Source organism: Aeromonas sp. QDB14 (genome assembly GCF_027707845.1).
GTDB classification, from domain to species: Bacteria; Pseudomonadota; Gammaproteobacteria; order Enterobacterales; family Aeromonadaceae; genus Aeromonas; species Aeromonas caviae.
In genome coordinates this window covers 1-20,950 of sequence record NZ_JAPCJD010000059.1, presented here as the reverse complement: position 1 = coordinate 20,950, position 20,950 = coordinate 1, and the positions used below count along the sequence as shown (strand labels likewise).

19 protein-coding genes, 2 pseudogenes and 1 riboswitch are annotated in these 20,950 nt (G+C 59.3%); of the genes and pseudogenes, 9 read left to right on the top strand and 12 right to left on the bottom strand.

Annotation, left to right across the window (positions count from 1 at the left end):
* Positions 1 to 27: 27 nt before the first annotated feature.
* From PG887_RS16690 to PG887_RS16680, 3 genes are all read right to left on the bottom strand, one after another.
* On the bottom strand, positions 28 to 753 hold the full coding sequence (locus PG887_RS16690) for a MaoC family dehydratase (RefSeq protein WP_010673529.1): 726 nt from the start codon (positions 751 to 753) through the stop codon (positions 28 to 30).
* Between the two features lie 236 nt (positions 754 to 989).
* A complete protein-coding gene (rlmF, locus tag PG887_RS16685; protein ID WP_270822337.1) occupies positions 990 to 1,937 on the bottom strand; it encodes a 23S rRNA (adenine(1618)-N(6))-methyltransferase RlmF in 948 nt (315 codons plus the stop codon).
* Between the two features lie 151 nt (positions 1,938 to 2,088).
* On the bottom strand, positions 2,089 to 2,577 hold the full coding sequence (locus PG887_RS16680) for a C40 family peptidase (protein WP_039039319.1): 489 nt from the start codon (positions 2,575 to 2,577) through the stop codon (positions 2,089 to 2,091).
* Positions 2,578 to 2,853: 276 nt separating this feature from the next.
* Here PG887_RS16680 and PG887_RS16675 point away from each other — a divergent pair, with 276 nt between their 5' ends.
* Positions 2,854 to 3,576, top strand: a complete 723-nt coding sequence (locus PG887_RS16675; protein WP_104454531.1) for a 4'-phosphopantetheinyl transferase family protein — start codon at positions 2,854 to 2,856, stop codon at positions 3,574 to 3,576.
* Positions 3,573 to 4,421 (top strand): tetratricopeptide repeat protein, encoded by an 849-nt coding sequence (locus PG887_RS16670; protein ID WP_104454532.1) that lies wholly within the window; start codon positions 3,573 to 3,575, stop codon positions 4,419 to 4,421. The genes PG887_RS16675 and PG887_RS16670 overlap by 4 nt, the downstream gene beginning before the upstream one ends.
* A gap of 143 nt (positions 4,422 to 4,564) precedes the next feature.
* Here PG887_RS16670 and PG887_RS16665 read toward each other — a convergent pair whose 3' ends face one another.
* Together PG887_RS16665 and ribB are read right to left on the bottom strand one after the other, a co-directional pair.
* Positions 4,565 to 4,807, bottom strand: a complete 243-nt coding sequence (locus tag PG887_RS16665; protein WP_010634682.1) for an Lpp/OprI family alanine-zipper lipoprotein — start codon at positions 4,805 to 4,807, stop codon at positions 4,565 to 4,567.
* Positions 4,808 to 5,032: 225 nt separating this feature from the next.
* Positions 5,033 to 5,686: a 3,4-dihydroxy-2-butanone-4-phosphate synthase gene (ribB, locus tag PG887_RS16660; protein WP_104454533.1), complete on the bottom strand. Its 654-nt coding sequence runs from the start codon at positions 5,684 to 5,686 to the stop codon at positions 5,033 to 5,035.
* 104 nt (positions 5,687 to 5,790) lie between these two features.
* A riboswitch (FMN riboswitch) is annotated at positions 5,791 to 5,948 on the bottom strand.
* 209 nt (positions 5,949 to 6,157) lie between these two features.
* On the opposite strand from ribB, the gene purU reads away from it, so the two are divergent.
* On the top strand, positions 6,158 to 6,994 hold the full coding sequence (gene purU / locus PG887_RS16655; protein WP_029313992.1) for a formyltetrahydrofolate deformylase: 837 nt from the start codon (positions 6,158 to 6,160) through the stop codon (positions 6,992 to 6,994).
* A gap of 58 nt (positions 6,995 to 7,052) precedes the next feature.
* Here the strand turns inward: purU and PG887_RS16650 are convergent, their stop codons facing one another.
* Both PG887_RS16650 and cls read right to left on the bottom strand, forming a co-directional pair.
* Positions 7,053 to 8,321, bottom strand: coding sequence for a DUF945 family protein (locus tag PG887_RS16650; RefSeq protein WP_270822336.1), 1,269 nt, complete (start codon positions 8,319 to 8,321; stop codon positions 7,053 to 7,055).
* A 109-nt stretch (positions 8,322 to 8,430) separates the two neighbouring features.
* Positions 8,431 to 9,912 carry a cardiolipin synthase gene (gene cls, locus PG887_RS16645; RefSeq protein ID WP_010673520.1) on the bottom strand — a complete coding sequence of 494 codons (1,482 nt, stop codon included), beginning with the start codon at positions 9,910 to 9,912 and terminating at the stop codon, positions 8,431 to 8,433.
* A gap of 96 nt (positions 9,913 to 10,008) precedes the next feature.
* Here cls and PG887_RS16640 point away from each other — a divergent pair, with 96 nt between their 5' ends.
* Positions 10,009 to 10,551 (top strand): DUF1439 domain-containing protein, encoded by a 543-nt coding sequence (locus PG887_RS16640; RefSeq protein ID WP_042017301.1) that lies wholly within the window; start codon positions 10,009 to 10,011, stop codon positions 10,549 to 10,551.
* A 4-nt stretch (positions 10,552 to 10,555) separates the two neighbouring features.
* Here the strand turns inward: PG887_RS16640 and PG887_RS16635 are convergent, their stop codons facing one another.
* Positions 10,556 to 10,996, bottom strand: coding sequence for a GNAT family N-acetyltransferase (locus PG887_RS16635; protein ID WP_223919618.1), 441 nt, complete (start codon positions 10,994 to 10,996; stop codon positions 10,556 to 10,558).
* Positions 10,997 to 11,338: 342 nt separating this feature from the next.
* Here PG887_RS16635 and PG887_RS16630 point away from each other — a divergent pair, with 342 nt between their 5' ends.
* Complete coding sequence (locus PG887_RS16630; protein ID WP_042878789.1) at positions 11,339 to 12,079, top strand: lytic transglycosylase domain-containing protein; 741 nt, start codon at positions 11,339 to 11,341, stop codon at positions 12,077 to 12,079.
* 14 nt (positions 12,080 to 12,093) lie between these two features.
* Positions 12,094 to 12,197: pseudogene (locus tag PG887_RS16625) on the top strand (lytic transglycosylase domain-containing protein); the annotation flags it as partial.
* Between the two features lie 105 nt (positions 12,198 to 12,302).
* Here the strand turns inward: PG887_RS16625 and aqpZ are convergent.
* The 4 genes and pseudogenes from aqpZ to PG887_RS16605 all read right to left on the bottom strand — a co-directional run bounded on the left by aqpZ (position 12,303) and on the right by PG887_RS16605 (position 15,456).
* Positions 12,303 to 12,988 (bottom strand): annotated as a pseudogene (gene aqpZ, locus PG887_RS16620) (aquaporin Z).
* A gap of 293 nt (positions 12,989 to 13,281) precedes the next feature.
* Positions 13,282 to 13,803, bottom strand: a complete 522-nt coding sequence (ruvC, locus tag PG887_RS16615) for a crossover junction endodeoxyribonuclease RuvC (RefSeq protein WP_010673515.1) — start codon at positions 13,801 to 13,803, stop codon at positions 13,282 to 13,284.
* 233 nt (positions 13,804 to 14,036) lie between these two features.
* Entirely contained in the window at positions 14,037 to 14,945 is a 909-nt protein-coding gene (locus PG887_RS16610; RefSeq protein ID WP_270822334.1) for a Gfo/Idh/MocA family protein, read from the bottom strand.
* A gap of 283 nt (positions 14,946 to 15,228) precedes the next feature.
* Positions 15,229 to 15,456 carry a hypothetical protein gene (locus PG887_RS16605; protein WP_270822332.1) on the bottom strand — a complete coding sequence of 76 codons (228 nt, stop codon included), beginning with the start codon at positions 15,454 to 15,456 and terminating at the stop codon, positions 15,229 to 15,231.
* A gap of 634 nt (positions 15,457 to 16,090) precedes the next feature.
* Here PG887_RS16605 and PG887_RS16600 point away from each other — a divergent pair.
* From PG887_RS16600 to PG887_RS16590, 3 genes are read left to right on the top strand one after another with little or no spacing between them, the layout of a single operon-like run.
* Positions 16,091 to 17,629: an OmpA family protein gene (locus PG887_RS16600; RefSeq protein WP_104454536.1), complete on the top strand. Its 1,539-nt coding sequence runs from the start codon at positions 16,091 to 16,093 to the stop codon at positions 17,627 to 17,629.
* Positions 17,630 to 17,646: 17 nt separating this feature from the next.
* The gene (locus tag PG887_RS16595; RefSeq protein WP_270822329.1) at positions 17,647 to 19,242 is read left to right on the top strand and encodes a hypothetical protein; all 1,596 of its coding nucleotides are present in this window, start codon (positions 17,647 to 17,649) and stop codon (positions 19,240 to 19,242) included.
* Positions 19,243 to 19,244: 2 nt separating this feature from the next.
* A complete protein-coding gene (locus PG887_RS16590; protein WP_104454538.1) occupies positions 19,245 to 20,078 on the top strand; it encodes a hypothetical protein in 834 nt (277 codons plus the stop codon).
* Positions 20,079 to 20,950 lie beyond the last annotated feature (872 nt).

The following is a 20,950-nucleotide window of genomic DNA, read 5'->3' as shown; positions in this document are numbered from 1 at the left end:
TGTGTTCATGGGTGCAAGACGAGCGCGTCAGAAATAGATCCGGGTGACCGACTCGATGACGCAGCCAGGGCGACGGATCCCCTCGATCTCTATCTTGATCTCCTTGAGGAGCTCGATGCCTCCCTTGATGGGCGTGACACGCGACAGCTTGGTACGTGCACGGATGTTGCTGTCCACCTTGATAGGATAAGGGAAGCGGACCTGTTCCAGGCCGAAATTCACCACCATGCGAGCGGTCGGGAACTCCGGCGTGCTCTCGTCCACCGAACCGGTCAACTGGGGCAGCAGGGCCAGAGTCAGGAAGCCGTGGGCAATGGTGGTTTTGAAGGGAGACTCGGCTGCCGCACGCTCGGGATCGGTGTGGATCCACTGATGATCGCCGGTCACGGTCGCGAACTGGTTGATCAACGCCTGGGTGACCTGCAACCACTCACCTACATGGGTCTCTTCACCGATGCGGGTCTGCAACTCGGCATAGAGTGCCGCCGCTTCGCCTTCGAGCTCCACCACGGGATCCTGCGCCAAGGCAGGCTGGCCATTCGCGACCTGGGTGACTCTGGCAGCCTCTTGCTGGCGGGCATCCTGGGACTCCCCCTGCAGATCCAGCACTCTTCCCAGCAAGGGGTGAAGGTGTGCCTTTTGCTGAAACTCACGCCAGTAGTCGCGGATCGCCGGAGAGAGCCAATCCTTGAGCTCAAAGGGGTGTTGCGCCAGAATTTCGCGCTTGTGCTTCAGAAAATCGACAACTTTCATTTACCGATCCCTATTCGATTCAAAGCCTGTAAAGAGGTCTAACCAGTCCTATTTTATGAAAGTTTCATCAGCAAGTACAAAAAAATCTCGGCGTACACCTGTACCAGGCGCGAAAGTGGTCACTAACATGCGAGCAAACACGGGCAGGAAAACGATTGAATGGAAGGCTGCAAACGAATCAACATCTGATCTGAAAAAGAGACAGGGCCCGTGTCGCCACTGAGCCCCGTCCTCGATCATCTCCCCTGGGCGGTCCACCAGCTCTTGCGCTGCCCATCGTCCAGGAAACTCCAGGCGAGGATCCGGCTCACCTTGTTGCCTTGCGCCATCTCGAGCACGCGAACCTCCCGCGCCCCCACCCGAGCCAGCGCCTTTCGTGCGGCAGGCAGATTTTCCTTTTTCGACACCAGCGAACTGAACCAGAGGCATTGGCTGGCAAACTCCTTGCTCTGCTCTATCATGGCCGCCAGAAACGCCGCCTCGCCCCCCTCGCACCAGAGCTCGGCCTTCTGACCGCCGAAATTGAGCACGGGCGCACCGGCCACTGCCTGGCCCTTGCCCAGGTTGCGCAGCTTGCGCTCCGTCCCCTTGCTCGCTTCAGCCAGAGAAGCATGAAACGGCGGGTTGCACAGGGTCAGGGCAAAGTGCTCCTTCGGCCCCAGGATCCCGCGAAAGACATGCTTGGGGTTACCCTGATGACGGCATGTGATCTGGTTGCCCAATCCATTGCTGGTGGCCAGCAGGGTCGCCGCCTTCACCGACACAGGATCGATGTCTGAGCCCACGAAGCGCCAGCCATACTCCCGGGCGCCCAGCAAGGGATAGATGCAGTTGGCCCCGACACCGACATCCAGCACTCGAACCTGCTTGCCCGTCGGTACGCATCCCGCGCTCTCGGCCAGCAGATCCGCGGCTCGATGCAGGTAGTCTACCCGGCCCGGAATGGGCGGGCAGAGATAGCCGGGGGGCAGATCCCAAAGCGCAATACCATAGTGCAGTGCCAGCAATGCCCGGTTGAGCGTCTTGACGGCGGCCGGATCGGCAAAGTCCAGGGTTCGGGTGCCGTGCTCGTTGGTGAACACGAAAGGGGTCAGCGCCGGGGTACGCTGGCAGAGCGCGTCGAAGTCGTAGGGTGCCTGATGGCGATTGCGCGGGTGCAATCCGGTTTTCTGCTGGGGTGTCATGCTGGACCTGCCGAGGATCAAGGGGGCCACACTATAGAGAGTCGACCAGGGAAAGTCTAAACGAGGGTCATAAAAAAACCGGGCCCTGAGGGCCCGGTTCAAGTGAGGTTGGAAAAACAGTCCGTACTGCGAGCCGTTTGTCCAGCCTGACTCAGATGTCTATCCGGCGTGCCTGCCAGAATTTGCTGCGCCAGTAACTGCTGTCGAGCTTGGAGCGCGTCACCCCGGCGCGGGTGGAGGCATGAATGAATTCGCCATTGCCGACATAGATGCCCACGTGATTGAGGCGGCGGTTGATCTTGAAGAAGACCAGGTCTCCTTCGACCAGATCCTGTTTGGAAACCCGAGTGCCTTCATGGACCTGGGAGCGGGTATCGCGGGGTAATTCGATGCCGACGGCATTGCGGAACACTTCACGGGCGAAGGCGGAGCAATCGATGCCTCGCTGGCTGCTGCCTCCCATCCGGTAAGGAACGCCGCGCCACTCTTTGTATACGGTCAGGATTTCGTTGACGTCAGGGGTTGGTGAAACTTCGGGTTCAATCACGGGTTCCATCATGGAAACCTCGATCTTGCTCGCGACCTCGGGTTGGGGTGCCGATGCACAACCCACCATTCCGAGCGCGACCAGCAGTAGCATCAGGTGGCGCAATCCTTTATCCCCGCAAAAAGAGTGAAACTTGTTAAAATGCAGCCCGAAAGGGCAATTTATAAGGCAACAGCACCCGACTATATCCAAGAATTCTATCGAGGCAAGCGAAAATCCCAATCGACCTCACATTTTTGCAAGGAAATGCTCTGTTTAGCGCAATTTATGTGATCATGCCCAAACAATATACAATCTTGAAAGCATCGGTTTTGAGCGCATCAAACGGACTGTTATCGCTATTTCACCCCCATTTTTAAGTGAAATATTATGCTATCTGCGGATCTCTATTTGTTAAATACGGCAAGCGTTGATGCAGACCTGGTGATCAGGCTGGCATCCGAACTCGCCCCGGATGAACGCCGTCACTGGCACGAGATCCACCAGGCGGGTCGCCAGCATGAGTACCTGCTCGGCCGGGTGCTGCTGCGCCGCCTGCTGGCCGAGCGGCTCCATTGCCGGGCCGATGCCCTGACTTTTGGCATCGGTACGCATGGCAAACCGACACTGCTCAGTCATCGCTGGCAGTTCAACCTCAGCCACAGCGGAGAGTGGCTGGTGATCGCCCTCTGTGAGGAGGGTCCCCTTGGGGTGGACATCGAGATGGGATTGCGTCACCGCCCCATACTGCCGCTGGCCAAACGCTTCTATGCGCCAAGCGAATACCAATGGTTGAACGCCCTGCCCCGAGAGGAGCAACATTCGGCCTTCTATCGGCTATGGTCTCGCAAGGAAGCTGTGCTCAAGGCGCATGGCGATGGTATTTCCGCCGGACTCGACAAAATCTGCTTCCTTCCGGAGCAGGCATGGCAGCTCAAAAATCATCTCGACAATCGCCACTATGAAATCCGCGACTGGCCCGCGGGCAGCGGATGGCTCAGCCTGGCTGCCCCGACTCGCCGGGTCGATGCCCATCTGCTGGATGCGCGCTTGAATTCCATCCCGCTGGACCCCATGTTGATCCACACCATTTTTCGAGAGTCAGCCTCATGATCGTCGACATCACTCCCCAGAACTTCCACGCAGAATTGCTCGATGCGTCCATGAAAAAGCCGGTCGTCATCTATTTCCACGCCCCCCAGATGCCGGAGTGCCAGGCCATGACCCCGCAAGTGGAAGCGCTGGTCGGCCCGGCCAATGCAGCGGTGACCCTTGCCAAAGTCGACATGAACGACCCCCAGTTGCAGCCTCTGGCCAGCCAGCTTGCCCTGCGCGCACTGCCCGCGCTGGTGCTGTTCCATCAGGGGCGCCCGGATGAACAGGCCATTCTGGAAGGGCCGCAGGATGAAGCCACATTGCGCCAGTATTTCGCCGCCTTTGCCCCCAAAGAGGAGGAGTTGCTGCTCGATCAGGCAAAGCAGGCGCTGGAGAACGGGCAAGCCTATGTGGCGCACACCCATCTTGGCCAGGCCCATCGCCTCGCCCCCGAGCGTCACGACATCACGCTCTGGCTGATACAGGCCGCGCTGGATCTCAATCTCCTTGACGAGGCGCAGAGCCTGCTTTCGACCATCCCCATGGTGGCACAGGATGATCATTACCAGACCCTGAGCTCCCGCCTCTCGCTGGCGCTGCAGGCCAGCGACAGTCCTGAGCTGCGCGCCCTGGAGCTGCGCCACGCTGAACAGCCGGATGACCATGCCCTCGCCCAGGAGCTGGCGGTGCTCTACAGCCAGGTTGGTAGACAAGAGGAGGCGTTGGCTCTGTTGTTCACCATCCTCAAACGTGATCTCGCCTTTGGCGATGCCAAGAAGATCTATCTCGATGTGCTGGCAACCATGGGTGCGCACCCGGCGGCACAGAGTTATCGTCGCAAGCTCTACAGCCTGCTCTACTGACCGATGCGGAAATGAAAAACGGGGTGATGCCGAGTGTTCGGCATTGCCTTGTCAGGCGGGTATTAGCGGGAAAAACGCGGGTATTTGACGAATTTCAGGCAAAAAAAAATGGCGCATTGAAATGCGCCATTTTTTCGCATGGATTACTTCTTGTAGGAAGTAGCCATGTTGTCGATGCGCTGGTTAGCACGCATAGCTTCTTGCTTGGCTTCTGCAACATCAGCAGCGATCTTGGACTGATCAGCACGAACAGCGCTAACATCTTGAGCCAGTTGGTCAACTTTGTTAGACAGATTCTGAACGGAAGTTTCCAGTTCGCTGGTGTTTGCACAACCGCCCAGCAGAGCGGACAGACCAACAACACCTACCAACAACATTTTTTTCATTTTTAAAAGCTCCCTTTAACTCGCCAGACGTTTAGCAAGCGGCGTGATTATGGCACAAAAAAATCATAGTTTGGATAGGCCTCATCACAGATAAATGCGTTAAAACCCTCATTTTTTTTTAGTTGCACACTTTCCGTACAAACTTTAAGCAAAAATGAGTGTCCCTGGATGAGGTTCGCACAAAGCGTAACCAAAATTTGGGCTTATTACAATTTCGTATGAGGCTCAGGCTGAACGTTCTGACAGCAATTGACGATATTGCACCAGATCTTCGATGGTCAGGACCGGCATCCGGTGCTGGCGACCGAAGGCCACCAGGTCCGGCAGCCTGGCCATGGAGCCATCTTCCTTGGTCAACTCGCACAATACTCCGTAAGGTTTGAGCCCGGCGAGCTGCATCAGATCGACGGTCGCTTCGGTGTGACCACGGCGGGTCAGCACCCCACCCGTGCGGGCGCGTAGCGGGAAGACATGGCCGGGTCGATGCAGATCGGAGGGCCGGGCGCCGTCGGCGATGGCCGCGCGGATGGTGGTGATGCGATCGGCGGCGGACACCCCGGTAGTCACCCCCTGCGCCGCTTCGATGGTCACGGTGAAGGCAGTCTGATAGTGGCTGGAGTTGGCCTCCACCATCATCGGCAGCTCGAGCTGGCGAACCCGCTCGTCGGTCAGACAGAGGCAGACGATGCCGGAGCACTCGCGGATCATCATGGCCATCTGCTCGTTGGTCATGGTTTCTGCGGCAAAGATGAGATCGCCTTCGTTCTCGCGATCTTCATCATCGGCCACCAGCACACCCTTACCGGCACGCAGGGCGGCCAGCGCGGCTTCGACGCGAGCAATGGGATCACCGAATTCACTGAGTAGAGACTGATTCATGGTAAGACTCCTAAAAAAGACAAGGACCAGAATCAGGGCATGGAAAGGCAGACAGAAGTAGCCATGCGGCGGCCAACCCGGCAGGGTCTGGCCAGCAATATCTGTCTTATCCTCTTTCATCCGGACTATGACCGTCGGCTCCGGCATCTCACCGGATCTGCTGACCCCGTCCCGGATGAATGCCGGGTCGGGCGCTCGCGGGCTCCCCGAGTCACATCGGGATACCGCCGGTGGGGAATTTCGCCCCGCCCTGAGAATAAGCGCAGACAGCCTAAAGAAAAAAGACGCAGGATGCCAGCCAAAAACCCATCAAAGACAAACCGGGAGCTGGCTGCACTGCAATTTTCGCGCGAGCACCACCCGATACACGGCGCGCTGTCCTTTCTGATTTCGTTTGTGGCATAGTGCCAGCAAAAACGCGCGCGCCCGCGCAGACCGGGTGCCAACATCACAAACGGAATCATGACAGAGATGGAAAAGAAAATACTGCTGACCGATTGCCCCGACGCCAAGGGTCTCATCGCCAAGATCACCAACATCTGCTACAAGCACCAGCTCAACATCAACAAGAACGACGAGTTCGTGGATCACGAAAACGGCCGCTTCTTCATGCGCACCGAGCTGGAAGGGCGCTTCAACGACGAGACCCTTCTGGCCGACCTCGATGATGCCCTGCCTGCCGGCGCCCAACGTCGCCTCGTCAAGGCGGGCAAAAAGCGCATCGTCATCCTGGTGACCAAGGAGACTCACTGCCTCGGCGACATCCTGATGAAAAACTATGCCGGCGCCCTGGACATGGACATCGTCGCGGTCATCGGCAACTACGACACCCTCGCCGAGCTGACCGGCAAGTTCGACATCCCCTTCCACTGCGTGAGCCACGAGGATCTCAGCCGCACCGAGCATGAGGAGCAAGTGCGCACGCTCATCGATGGCTACCAGCCGGATTACGTCATCCTGGCAAAATACATGCGTGTGCTGACCCCAAGCTTCGTGGAAGCCTATCCGCGCAAGATCATCAATATCCACCACTCCTTCCTGCCTGCCTTCATCGGCGCCCGCCCCTATCGTCAGGCCTTCGACCGCGGGGTCAAGCTGATTGGTGCCACCGCCCACTTCGTCACCGACGATCTGGATGAAGGCCCCATCGTCGAGCAGGACGTGATCCACGTCGATCACACCTTCAGTGCCGATGACATGGCCAAGGCCGGACGCGACGTGGAGAAATCCGTGCTGAGCCGGGCGCTGGAACTGGTGCTGAACGAGCGGGTCTTCGTCTACGGCAACAAGACCGTCGTGTTCAAATAAGCGGCTGCGCGCCCCCAGAAAAAAGGCTCCCGAGGGAGCCTTTTTCATTGCGCGGCACTCACGGGTGCAGCGGCAGACCATTGACGGTCACGGCCCCTTTGTCGAGCTTGAGCTCGGCCTGAAGCTGTGACTCCTGCGCCTTCAGATATCCCATGGCAGTGAATTGCTCCAGCATGGGGGCCAACTGGGGTACGGCCTGGCCCAGCTTCTCCCCAAGGTGGGCATGCAGCAGACCGGAGAGTGCCTGCATCCCCTCCTCGCTGCCCATCAACTGTGCCAGGGTGGTGGGCGCCAGCTTGGCCTCCCCTTGCAGGCTGACAAGCTCACCGTTCAATCGCGCACTCAGATCCGCCAGTTCCAGTGTGGCCCCTCTCTGGAGCATCTTGTCCAGCGCTTCCTGGATGGCCGCTTCGTCCACCCGTTTGCTGCTGGCCTCTTGCAGCGTCTGATACCCCTCGAGATCCAGCCCCTTGAGGGAGAGATCCAGATTTCCCTGGGTCAGCGCGAGCCGGTCTTCCTCGCTCTCCATGTTGAGGGTCGCCACCTTCATCTGATAGCGAGTGGAGAGCGTCTGAAGATCGTCCCCCGCCAGCTCGGTGGCCGTGGTCAGCCCCTCCAGCGTGATCTTGACGTTCCCCGGCTGGGTCAGGGTGAAGGCCGTGAGGGTCGCATCGCTGCGGGGAGAGAGCCAGAGCCCGCTGATCTCGGCCATATCGGCACTGCCCTTGAGATCCGCCAAGGCCAGATCTGTCTTGCTCTGGGCATCGTGGACCGTCATCCCCAACCAGTGGGCGGTGAGATGACCATTGCCGTCGAGATCCCCACGATAGTCGCCGTTCAAGGGCAGGAAGGTGAACTCGTTGAGCCCCTCCTTGACCTTGAAGTCACTCACCCAGAAGCGGGAACTGTTGCTCATGGTCCAGAGGCTGCTCGCCGATTCTGCCCCCAGTTGCCACTGCTGCATCCCCAGAGAGGTCAGGATGGGCGCCAGCGTGCCCTGTGCGGTCTCAAGCTGGAGGTGACTCTTGATATAGAGCGGCAACAGGCGGCTGTTGAACGCGAACTGCATCTCGATGGGTTCGCTTCCCGCCAGCTGGGGATCAAAACTCGCCAGCGTCTGGGGCGGCACCACCACCTTGAGCACGCCGTCGCGGGTGAACAGATTCTCCGTCTCCGGGCTCCAGGTGACTTCGATTCCGCTCTCCTGCTGCGCCCTGGCGATCTGCTCGGCCAGGATCCGGTCGAACGTATTGCCCGTGTACCAGCAGGCGCCAAGCCCTCCCACCACCAACACGACTCCGACGGCCAAGGCCACTTTTTTCTTCATCAGTTCTGTTTCTCCACAATGGTTCAATGGCGGGTGCATGGGCGCACTCTACGGGGAGGATGGGCATCAACACAAGCCAGACAACGGCTTGGGGTCCACGCTCTGGCTGTCACAGCAGGGGGCTGAACAGGTAGAAGATGTTCTCAAGCAATTTTTTGTACCAGGGGCGGGCACGCCACCTGGTCAGTGACATGGGGGTCGCCTCCAGCATGTAGCCCTGCACCAGCTGGTTCATCTCGGCGACAAACACCGGGTTGTCGATGAGCAGGGTGATCTCGAAATTGAGCCAGAGACTGCGCCGGTCGAGGTTGACCGTGCCCACCAGGGCGAAATCATCGTCCACCAGCACGCTCTTGGTGTGTAGCAGTCCGGCATCATAGCGGTATATCTCCACTCCTGCCGCCAGCAGATCCTCCATGAAGGAGTTGCTGGCGTGGTTGGCCATCAGGGAGTCGTTGCGCGCAGGCAGAACTAACTGCACCAGCACGCCGCGGGCCGCCGCCGAAGAGAGGGCCGCAGCCAGCGGATCGTCCGGCACGAAATAGGGGGTGGTCAGCACCAGATGGTGACGAGCCTGGTAGATGGCGAGCAGCAGGCTCTGCTGGATGCAGTCACCGCCGACGAAGGGGCCTGAGGGAATGAGCTGGGCTCGATAGTTGGTCTGTGGCCAGGCTTCCGGCTCATGTTGCAGACTGTCGAGCAGCCGCTCGCCGGTCTCCATCTCCCAGTCCCAGACGAAGGTGGACCACATCAACGGCACCACGGGGCCCTGCACCCGGATCATGATGTCGACCCACTGGCCGACCCCGGCATCCTGCTTGAAGAAACGAGGATCCACCATGTTCATGGAGCCGGTATAACCAACCTTGTCATCGATCACCACCAGCTTGCGGTGCATGCGTAAGTCCTGGCGCTGGAAGGGGATTCGCCAGGCGCCGACCGGCAACACTTCCACGACTTTGACGCCGGCGGCGCGCAAGGTTTTGGGCCAGGAGGAGCGGAAGAAGGTCTTGCTGCCGATGGAGTCGAGCAAGACACGACAATCCACGCCGCGTGCCGCCACCTCCATCAACGCCTCGCACACCTCGTCCACATCCCCGCCGGGGTGCCAGATGTAGAACTCCAGATAACAGGATTGGGAGGAGCCCCGGATGTCGCGCACTATCTCCTCTACGATGCTCTTGGGCTTGTGCAGCAGGGTCATCCGGTTGCCCGAGAGCATGGGCATGGCCAAGCGCCCCTGGATCAGATCGTGGAGCGGGCGTGCCTTGCTGCCCACCTCGCAGCAGTGCTGGGGGAAGAGGCGCGCGAGCTGGCGGATCCAGATGGCGTAAGGACGGTACATGGCCTGGGCCCGCTCCGCCCGCTTGCGGCCGAGGCGTATCTCGCCAAACAGCACGTAGAAACCGACCCCGGCGAAGGGGATGGCATAGATGAGGGCCAACCAGGCGAGGGATACCCCGATGGGACGTCGCTTCATCACCACCCGCAGGGAGATCCCAGCCACGATCACGGTGTGAAACAACAGCAACAACCAGCCGAGAAAGCGGGAAAACAGCAACTGAATGTCGTATTCCAGACCGTCGAGCAAGGCGACTCCTTGGTGTATTGGACAGATGGCACGGGCAGACCCCACAGGGTCGGGATGGTATGCTATGGGGCACACCCATTCTATCAGGTCGTTAGCATGATCCTGCAATCTATGCTGCTGAGTCTGGCCATGCTAGGTCAAGGCTCATATGACATCAATGAGCAGCAGATAAATCAGTACCTGCAATCCCAGGTGCAAGTGGACAAACAGCTGGAATTGCCCGGCATCATCAAGGCCCATGTGCAACTCGAGCAGAGCGATGTGCAGATTGGTCGCCAGAGCCCGGATACCGCCAGGGTGTTTGGCAAAGGCAAGTTGAAAATCGCGCTCCCGGATCAGACCGAGTACGACGCGCGCCTCAACATGACCTATGAGGCGAGGCCCCGCTACGACAAGGCCAAGAGTGCGCTCTTCCTCGACAACATGAAGCTCATCGATTACAAGCTGGAGCCTGCCGCGGCGGAGCAGAAGTTTGGTTTCATGCTGAGGATGCTGCTGCAGAGCATGGAGAAACGGCTGGAAACCCAGCCTGTCTACAAGCTGGATGACAAGGATCCCAATCAGGCCTGGCTCAAGGAAAATCTGCTGGGGCTGGAGCTGTCACCAGGCAAGATCCACCTGCTGACCAAACCCCAATAAGACGTCAGTTGAAAACAGGCGCCTTCGCCTGACGCACCAGCAGCTCGATCTGGTAACCCTGTTCGTGCTGCTGGTGATAGTGGGAGTGAAGGGGCCCGTCGAGTTCATGCAGGGGAAGGTGGTCAAATCCCGCCTTGAGGTAGAAGGGTTTCTCGAACGGCAGGGCGTGACAGATCACGGGCTTGTCGGAAAGATCGCGGCAGGCATGCTGCAGCAAGCGGGACCCCAGCCCCAGGGACTGGTAGTGAGGGAGCAGACGAAAGCCGCACAAGTGGTAGTAATCCTGCTCATCGCGCAGGCGCACCGCCCCCACCAGCCAGTGCGCATCACGAACCACAAAAATCCGTTCTGCCAAATCCGGCACATAGTGGGAAAACGTCGTCTCGTAATAGTCTCTGATGAGGGAAAGATCCGCATCACAGTACTCTTCGAATCTGAGCTCCATCGCTCGCCTGCTTGTCATGCCCATTTCGCTCTGGCCATACCGGCCCCTCTCCTGCTCGCTCGCTGGCTCCACGAAGAGATCTGACCAGAGTGGAGCAACAGCAAGATAACACGCCTTTAACTTACAAAAAAGCCAATAACTCGATGGAAAAGACGAGGTTGCGATCATCCGCCCCTTGACGCCATGAGCCGCGCCCCTTGTCCTGAGTGAGCACACAGACGGCCGTCCCTCTGCCATCACATTTCCAGCCTCCCCTGTTCACGGGCACTTGTTCTGCGCCATCCCGAATGCTTTACTCAACGTGGCTAACGAGGCTTAAGGAGCAAGCCGTTGAAAGCATGGATGTTGCTGGGCATGATGCCGCTGTTTTCCCACGCAGCCCCGGCTCAGATACCGCCACCGGCAGAGGTGGTGATCCTGACCCCGGAGACGGCTGTCTCCTCCCCGGTTCCCACGCCGCGTACCGTGGCGCTCACCCCGGCGCCGCTCCCCTCCCCTGAACCCGCTAAGCCTGCAAGCCGTCAGATCCAGGTCTACAAGTCGGTACAAAAGAACGGGGTCATACGCTATTCCGACATGATGCCGGAGCAGGGTCACTACGAACTGCTGCTGTTCAACGACTGCTATGCCTGCGATCCGGCGTCCAAGGTCAACTGGCGCACAACAGGCCTCTTCCTCTATGACTACGCCAGCACCATACAGGCGGCAGCCAAGGCTTATCAGGTCGAGCCTGCCCTCATCCGGGCACTTATCCATGCCGAGTCCGCTTTCAATCCTCTGGCCGTCTCCCGCAAGGGCGCCATGGGACTGACCCAACTGATGCCCGCCACGGCGCGCGAGCTCGGGGTCGGCAACGCCCTGCTGGCGGAGCAGAACATCTTTGGCGGGGTGAAATACCTGGCGGGTCTACTCAAGCAGTATGACGGCAATGTGGCCCTGGCCACCGCCGCCTACAATGCAGGCGCCGGTGCGGTGCAAAAACACGGCGGCATACCGCCCTATGCCGAAACCCGGGCCTATGTGGAACGAGTCAAGCTGCTGCATCAGCGCTACAAAGAGATGCTGAGCGCCAAGGGGTTGTAGGACCGGTACGGTACAAGCACGGCGGCATCCCTCATTGGCCGAAACCCGGGCCTATGTGGAACGGGTCAAGCTGCTGCATCAGCGCTACAAAGAGATGCTGAGCGCCAAGGGACTGTGATCATGCCGCACCCTATCGTCGGCATGGCGCCCTGCCCGGTATTCCTTCAGGCATAAAAAAACACGCCCGGGGGCGTGTCGATACCACACGTTAACTAGCAACACATCACTCTTTCGTGGCAATCACACGATAGGCCAATGCACCCAGAATGGCACCGACAATGGGGGCAACCCAGAACAGCCAGAGCTGGCCCACGGCCCAGTCACCGACAAAAAGCGCCACGCCAGTGCTGCGCGCCGGGTTGACCGAGGTGTTGGTCACCGGGATGCTGATGAGGTGGATGAGGGTCAGGCACAGACCGATGGCGATGGGAGCAAACCCGGCCGGTGCACGGCTGTCGGTGGCGCCCATGATGAAGAACAGGAAGAAACCGGTCATCACCACTTCACACACCAGTGCGGCCAGCAGGCTGTAACCGCCGGGGGAATGCTCGCCATAGCCGTTGGAAGCAAAGCCGGCGCTCACATCAAAACCCGCCTGTCCGCTGGCAATGACATAGAGCACGCCACCTGCCACGATCCCACCAAGCACCTGGGCCACGATGTAGGGCAGCACGTTGGAGGCCGGGAAGCGACCACCGGCCCAGAGCCCGACGGTCACGGCCGGGTTCAGGTGGCAACCCGAGATATGACCGATGGCATAGGCCATGGTCAGCACAGTCAGGCCGAACGCCAGGGCGACGCCCAGCAGGCCGATCCCCACATTGGGGAAGGCGGCAGCCAGCACGGCGCTCCCGCAGCCCCCAGCACCAGCCAGAAGGTTCCCATAAATTCAGCAGCAAAAGGTTTCACTCTTGTCTCTCCCATGATGACTAACACGCGAACCTGAAAGGCTCATACGGACACTGTTATTGAACAGGCGCCATATTATGGGAGTGTGGCGGAGCAAGACGAAACCGACCCGATTCATCGCGAATATGTGATGAATGTCACAAGTTATTGATAAAGTAGAAAGATATTCACCCGCTCGGTGCGCTTCTCCATGGGAGTCCCATCGAGGGACGCGACAGATTGTGACCCGACCAGCGATTTTGCCAGCAGCTCCCCGCGCTCCCCTGCCAACACCAGAAGCCCTCCCCCGGGGATCAGCGATAACGGCCGCGCACCGATCCGCTGGCCCGCCCGGCCATGCGAATGAGGCTCTGACGGGTGTGGAAGTGGCAGAGCGCCACCCCGAGGGCATCCGCCGCATCCGCCTGGGGGGTGGCAGAGAGCTTGAGCAGATGGGTCACCATGTGCTGCACCTGCTCCTTGGCGGCGCCACCGGTGCCCACCACCGCCTGCTTGATCTGGGTGGCCGAGTACTCGCTCACCGGCAGCAGGGCATTGACCGCCGCGACGATGGCACTTCCCCTGGCCTGGCCGAGCTTCAGGGCCGAGTCCGCGTTGCGCGCCATGAAGACCCGCTCGATGGCGAACTCGTCCGGCTTGAACTGGGTGATGATCTCGCTCACCCCGTCATAGACCTGCTTCAGGCGAGACGGCAGCTCCCCCAGATCGGTGCGGATGCAGCCCGATCCCAGATATTCCGCCTTGCCCGCGACGATGCGAATGACCCCGTAACCGGTGATGCGCGAACCGGGATCGATCCCCAGAATGATGCTCATGAACGGAATACCCCGCCCACTGCGGTCAGCCATCTCATCTTCGACACCTTCTTCATTGCGATCTCTTGCCCTGCAGCTCTTGATGGCCGCCAAGATAACAAACCCGCCTTCGCTTGGCTCGCTCGCTGGCACCTTTCCCGGCTGACTGCGCAAGGAGCCACCATCTCATACAGTGCTCTGCCGCTTCTCTGGCCAGTGATGCCTGCCGGTGTCACCAGCCCCTTGCCTTCGGGTCATCCCTTTGCCAGGGCGACGAGGCGCTCTGCCAGTCGATGGCTTTTCAGGTAGCTCTCGACCAGCGCCCCGTCTGCCCGCCCGGCGTCAATCTGCCCATACCAGTGCTCGAGCATGGCGACAAAGCCTCGGCTCGCCAGCACGGGCTGCCAGTCGCCCGGTGCCATGGTCTGCACTGTGTTGTCTCGCGCAAGCAGGCCACGGGTGCAGTTCTCGATATGCAATGAGAGGTTGTCGCCATAGGCATCGATGCGCTCCTCGGTCATGCCGGCGCTGCGATTCATGCTGCCGCTCACCGCCATCTGCCCGCTCTGCCAGGCGACGCTCACCCCGGCCAGCAGCTCGGGCTGCTCACTGCTGCGTCGCAGCACCGCATGCAGCTCCCCGTCCGGCTCGCCGCCATAACAGCAGAGGCTGTCGAGCACATGGATACAGTCGTCGAACAGGAACTGGCGAGGCGCCCCCGGCAGGGCGTGCCTGTGCTTTTGCCAATGGAGCTCGGTCAGCGGCTGGCCGCGTGCGGCGGCCATGGCGGGCAGATAGCGACGGTTGAAGCCCACAAACAGCGGGCAGTCTCTGGCGATGGCGAGATTGGCGAGTGCCTCCACCTCTCCTGCGTTGTCACACAGCGGCTTGTCCACAAAGGTGGGAATGCCGGCACGCAGGCACAGCTCCGCCAGTTTGCCGTGCACGGCGGTGGCAGCGTGGATCATCACCGCATCAGGTCGGCTCGCCAGCAGCACATCGACCTCGGTAAAACACTCGCCAATCCGGTACTGGCGCGCCAGTTCGCCGAGCACCGAGGGACTCCGGGTACAGAGCAGCGGGGTGACTCGCTCGTCGTTTGCAAGCAGCGGCAGATAGGCCTTCCGGGCGATATCGCCAAGGCCAATCAGGGCAATGCGCATGGGCACTCCTCTCAAGGGGATAACCAGATAACTGCCTGCACGATCTCAGGATTTCCCTCGCAGATCCAGCCTTGGCGCCATCTCGCTCCAGGCGCCTTCTGGTGCAATGCGGCATCGCCCCGCGACACCCTGGCCACCTTCCTCCATCGAAGCGCCCCCCGGCGGCGCGGCGCTTGAGCGGCAAACCGCGATAGCAAAACAGGCAGGGCGACAACTGTCGCCCTGCCTGTTACACCCGCACACACCGCCGCACTCGGGCGATTGGCGCTCTTCTCACGTCGAGTTACTCTGCCGATCCGGCCTGCTCTTTGGCATCCCGCCACTTGCCAATCCTGGCGCCCAGCTCGGCACAAAGCATGGCGCTGACCATGGCACCTATCATCCGGGTCATATCCGACATCTCTGTTGCAACCGGAAGCAGGGGCACAATCAGGTTAAAGGCGATGAGCCCCATCACCAGCCCGAGTCCGCAGCCTACCTTCTCTCTTCGGGATCGCGTTGTTATCGCCATCTGATTGCTCCTGACCAAACCCTTTCGACAATATTATCAAACAATGCGTTCAACAATGCTCTTGCAATGCTTCGCACTGCCTGTGCCCCAGTCTATAAACTGTTGTCAGACATATTTATCGACAATTAATCCATTATATAAACGGGATGCCAGACGTTATTCTGCCCATGAACATTATTTCGCCAGCACTGTCAGTGGGGGCAACCACATACTTCCCCCAACAGCCCTCATCCTCAATAGCGATAATCGGCCTGCGCCTTTCACAAACCACAAGAGCGTCACAATAACCCTCTTTGTGTTCAGCGTCGGGGAGATGGGCAAAGATATTGGAAAGTTGATGTTTTTCCTATGGTTGCATCACTTTTCCACTCGCATGATCAGGCTCGTTTGGCTTATCATAGCCACTCGATACCTATTGAACCGCATAGATAATTGCCTCTTCTGACACTCAGGACATATCAGACACAGCCGCTTGCGAGAATGATCACGCCTGGCGCCGATATTAAACATCAGCCCGCGCTAATATCTTTTATGTCAGCAAGTGTCGATATTTCACTCCGCCCGAAGACGCTTTTCTCTGGCCTCACTGGTATGTCTGAATCTCGCTATTAAATATAAATGGCAAGGAATCGCTATGGATAAATCGTTTCGTCTTGCACCTCTCAGCTGTGTATTGATTGCCGCCGTGGGTTGCAGCTCCCAGCAGATGCAAAATTTCAAATCCACGGTCAATGATATCGGCAAGGATTACGGCATGCCGGTGCTTTGTGGGGCTGGCATGATTGCAGGAGGGGCTGCGGGCTACGCCATCAACGGGAAAAAAGGGGCTGTCGCGGGGGTTGCCCTCGGTGGGGCGCTGGGCTGCGCGGCAGGCTATATGTGGCAGTCCAGGCTACAAGAGCTTGACCGGATAGCAAAGGAAGAGAATCTCAACATCGCTACCGAGAAGCTGACCGTTGCCGAGCCAGCCGCAGTGAGCGGTGTCCCTCAGGACGCCGGCCTTGTGGCCCAGATCCCCGATTCCGGCATGTTCTCGAGTGGTTCTGCCCAGCTCACAGAAAACGGCCTGCGCGTGGTCACGAAACTGGCCCAGCTCTATGCCAAACCCGCAGCCGCAGACGCCTCGGATCAGCGCCGTATCCTCCTCGTCGGCCACAGTGACGCCACCGGCCCTGCAGAACTCAATCTGCGACTCTCCGAGCAACGTGCGCGAGCCGTCGGCAAGGTCCTGGTCGCATCGGGGATCCCGGCCTCTTCCATTTACTATCAAGGCGCGGGTTCGTCGCGTCCCATCGCAGACAACAGCGACCCCTTGCTTCGCGGTCAGAATCGCCGGGTCGAAATTGTAGAACTGGCGAACGAGCAGGCTCTGGTCATGCGGGCCCAATCCGAAGAGAACAACACCCGCTATCTGCGTTACGGGGCTTCCGATACCGCCAAACCGCGTGTGGCTGCGACCAAACCGGCGGCTCAGTCCGCAAGCGGTTCAAGCAAGGTGGCGGCCACGTCGCAAACCGCCCCTCGCCAACCCGCCGCCAAGCAGAGCGCCTCAAACACCAGCACGGCCAAGGCCCTGCCCGATGCCAAGGCCGCAGTGGACTTCGGCGGCAAGCCTGCCGGCACCTATCAATGGAACATGGCTCAGAACATCAAACCCAAGGCGAGTGGTTTTGCACTGATCAGCAGCGCATACGCAAACGACATGCCGATGTCGAGCTGTGAGGCAGATAAGCCACGCAGTGCAGGCCAGGTGCTGAGCATGGCAGACGACAAGCCTCTCCCGCGCCATGCCACCAAGGAGTACATGCCCGGCTATAACAATCGCGTCTGGGCCAATACCGTCAACGGCCACCTGGTGACTGTCTCTCCGGTTTCCATCTTGCGTGACAACGCCCAGGTCGATCGTCAACCGATCCTGCAAGTCGTTCAGGGTTACAAATCCTCGAATCAGAAGAAGCCCCAGACCCTCAAGGCGGTGGCCAACACCTATGAGGGCGAGAGTGAAGTGCTATACCGCGTCTTCACCAGCGATCCCAAGGCGTCGGTGTCCTGCATGGACCTCGTGTTCAGCAAAGGCAACGCCAAGGTCAGCCAGGGAGCTCTGTTCTATCCGGCAGGTTCCGAGGCTTATGTGGCTTCGTACCTGCCCATTCCCGCCACCCATTCCAAATAAGAAAACGGAGAAACTTAGTGGAAGACTTTTCTTTGGCAGCGCTCAAGACGCTGATCCTCGCCAACCAGATGCTGACCGTTGGCATTGTTTCATTCCTCGTCAGCGCCGTGGTGGTGTGGCGGCATTGGGAGCATGTCTCCTACTTCCTGATCCGGGTATGGCACAGCCTGCCGCTGATCGGCACAGTGGCCCGTCTCGCCCGCAAGCCGGCCTCGGTCGATGGCGATGGCTGGATCAACCATGAAGTGACCCTGTCAAATGTGTACTACCGCGAATACAAGAAGCATTTAAAGGGGACAGAAGCCTACAACGCCTCCCTCGACTACCTTGCCAAGGCAGGAGAGGCCGGCCGCTCCCCGCGCCCGGCGTGGGTGCTTGCTCTGGTGCTGGTGCTGGTGCTGGTCGAGGCAATGGGCTTTGCCTACGTGCTGGCAGGCTGGATGAACATGGATGCCTCCACCAATGACCGTCACCTGCTGGCAGCCGCGACGGCTCTGCTGCTCGCCGTTGCATCCGCATTCCTGGCTGAAGTGGCCGGACACTCCCTGCATCACAACAGCCTGATCGCCCGGGCGCGTCACTGGTGGCAAGGGGAAGAGCCCTCAAAACGCTCCCGTACCCTCAAGGCAAACAAGGCCATCAATCTGGAAGACTCCTTCTCGGACTCTGACAAACCTGACTACGAGCAGTTGCTGGCACGCCTGAAAGACGTGAATTCAGGTGTCAGCCGCAAGTTTGTCTGGCTGATTGTCTGTGCTTCGTTTGTTGCCTGCATGGCCGTGGGCGCCTTCGTGGTGCGTTCAGCCACCCTCGACAGCATCGAAACCGAGATGGTCAACAACATGCGCGCCGAAACAACGGCACAGAGTGACAGCAGCATGGGGTCGCCGTTTGATCTGCCGGAAGAGTCTCAAGCCATCAACAACGAGGCGGAAGAGGCCACCATCGAAGACAAGATGCAGGCCATCCGTGAGGCCAGCCTGACCACCTACGTCATGCTGTCGCTCATCTACATCGCCATCCAGGGGATCAGCATCTGGCTTGCCAGCAAATACCACTTTGCGGGCACCCATTCCAAAACAGCCTGGCGTCTGACACACGAATACGCGACCGCCGAAGAGATGCTGGACGCGATGGACCAGCAACGCACCGCCATTGCCAGCCATGCCGATGACAAGCTCCGCCGCTTGCAGACCCTGTTGTCGAGCCGTGACCATACCAACTCGGGTGTGCTGGGGGCGCTGGAAGGGGAGAAATCCGCCCATCGCAATTTCCTGGCCTTTATCGAGTACAAGGCAGGCACCGTGCCGCCCAAGCCGGCCCCTCAGGCGGCCCCCCAGGTCGCACCAGCAGCGCAAGCCGAGCCGGCACCCGCCGTACAACCGGCTGTTGCGCAGGCAGAGGCGGCTCTCCCGCCCACCACTGACACCCCCGGCCAGACCGACGCTGCCGTCAAGGCCGCCGATTTCCATGATGTCACTGGCCTGCCCGAAGAGAGTCTGGCAGCAGCCAGCCGCGCACTGGGGGTGGACGAAGCGCAGTTGCGTGATATCCGTGAACAGCAGATGGCCCTCAAGACCCTGGGCCTCTTTCCCACCAAGCAGAGTGCCTAATCGTGAAGATCACCCAGGTATTGCTACTGGCGTTGACGCTGCCTTGTGCAGCGTTGGCGGCCGAGCGTAACGACATACAGAGCTGCTATGAGCGCAATGGCCTGACCGACATCAAGCCTGCGGGCACCGGTCGCGAACTGGTGGTCATCATCGACCAGACCATTCCGATGCCTGACGATCTGCAGCGCAGCAGTTGGGGGCAGATCGAGCGGTTCGTGCAGGCTGGTGATCGCGTCAAGCTCTATACCTTCTCCGCCTTCTTGCCTGGCGAATACCTTCGCCTCGCCTACGCGGGGCAACTGGATATGCCGCTGGAAGGGGAGATCCGGGACGATGTCAGCATGCGCAAATTGCGCGGCCTGGACACCTGCCTGACGACGCAGACCAAGGTCTTTCGTAACGGCTTTGGCAAACAGTTCGTGAAAGCACTGCGTGATGCCCGCCAGGACATCCCCAAGAGCGAAATCATGAACTCGCTGCGCAAGGTGGGTGAAGATATGAAGGCCGAGCAAGGCGTCAATGACCGCGTCGTGTTCCTCATTTCGGACATGCTGGAGCACTCCGATTACACCAGCTTCTATGCCACCAACAAGATCAAGCAGCTCAATGTCGGTGACGAGCTCAAGCAGGCCAAGAGCAAGGGGCTGTTTGCCGATCTGCAAGGCGCTCGCGTCTACGTCACGGGCGCCGGGCTGGTGACCGACGCGGTGAAACACGCCTATCGTTCCGGCAAGACCATGGATGCACTCGGTGACTTCTGGTCACAGTACTTCGAGCACTCCCATGCCACCCTGGTGAACTTCGGCGCCCCCAGCCTGAGCACCGATTTGCAATAACCGTCACCTTCACAGGCAGAGCACGCGCTTCTGCTCATCACACAAGGGCGACCAACTGGTCGCCCTTGTTATTTTGCCAACGCTGCCCCCCTTCGAGATATCGGCCAACCCGCCCCTTCGCATCAGGTTTGATCAGGCGAGCAAGAGGTGGGTCCCCATATTTGCCGACTCTCGTAAAAGATCCCCAAGGGACGTCGTCATCCACCCCCTTCCCCATAGGCCGAGCACGACAAGCTCCGTCATTTGGACCGTCATTTGGGACTACTTTTTTTATTTGGGACAGCCATCTTTGTGTACGGATTGTTCCATTGGAGGAACCATATCACCCACTCTGTTTCACTGATGCAAAAATCACCTGCTCAAGCAACACCCACGGTGTCGCAGCGTTGTGAAAAAACGGCCTGATAACAAAGGGCCGATAGCCCCTTTTCCCCAACCCGCCTTATCAGGACAGCCATCTTTTAGAGAAAGCTCTCATCCAGCGCCCAGCACAACTCGTCATCCAGCATTTGCGATGGCATTTGTGGAACTCGGGGGGATTAAAGAGAATGTCTTGGCATCGATGACGCCAATTCATGGCGCCTTATCAGGACAGCCACCTTTTGGAGAAAGCCTTCATCCAGCGCCCAGCACAACTCGTCATCCAGCATTTGCGATGGCATTTGTGAAACTCGGGGGATTAAAGAGAATGTCTTGGCATCGATGACGCCAATTCAGATGCGATCACACAGGCGGGGTGCTGGCGCGATACCGGACGTTGCTATGACACAAGTATTCATCACTCAAAGGGATGGTTGATCGCGAATTCAACTTCGAAGTGCGACACTCGCCTATGCCGCCTGACAGTACTCTTCGAATACCTTGACAGGCTG